This window comes from Verminephrobacter aporrectodeae subsp. tuberculatae At4 (assembly GCF_000193225.1).
Lineage (GTDB): Bacteria > Pseudomonadota > Gammaproteobacteria > Burkholderiales > Burkholderiaceae_C > Acidovorax > Acidovorax aporrectodeae.
In genome coordinates, this window is sequence record NZ_AFAL01000807.1 from 1 (window position 1) to 712 (window position 712).

At 63.2% G+C, this 712-nt stretch carries 1 protein-coding gene; it reads left to right on the forward strand.

The features are described from left to right. The coding region (locus VTU_RS34070; protein WP_010108796.1) for an Ig-like domain-containing protein at positions 1 to 712 on the forward strand (712 nt) is incomplete at both ends.

A 712-nucleotide genomic window follows, 5' to 3' on the forward strand; every position in this document is an offset into this window, starting at 1 on the left:
CGCGAGGACATCGTGCTCACCAATGCCAACGGCATGCTGGGCACGCTCACGGCCAACGCCGACGGCAAAACCTGGACCGCCACCTTCACGCCCACGGACGACATTGAGGACGCCAGCAACACCATCGGCGTCAACCTGGCCGGTGTGCGCAACGCCGCAGGCACCGCCGGTACCGGCTCCGCCAGCAGCGCCAACTACTCCATCGATACCAAGCGCCCCTATCCGACCAACCTCAGCATCGCGGACACCAAACTCTGCGCCGGCGAATCAACCACCGTCACCCTCACCTTCTCCGAAGCGCTCAATCGGGACAGTCTCGCTCTGGCGCACCTTGGTCTTACCCCCGATCTCACCGCCAATCCCGGCACATTGTCCAACCTGCGTACCACCGACGGCATTACTTGGCAGTACACGCTGACGGCCCCGACTTCCGGCGCCTCATCGACCGGAAATTTCCTCCGCATGGATATGGTTTTCATGACCGATGTCGCTGGCAACAGGGGTCAGGCCGGGGTAGTGACTTTCCGTGACGTTCTCTACGACATTGACCTCGTTCGCCCCACCGCCACGATCACCCTGGCCGACAACGCGCTCACCGTTGGCGAAACCACCACCGTCACCTTCGCCTTTAGCGAACCCGTCACCGGCTTCACGCACGATGACATCGTGCTCACCGACGCCAACGGCACGCTGGGTCCGCTCACGGCCAACG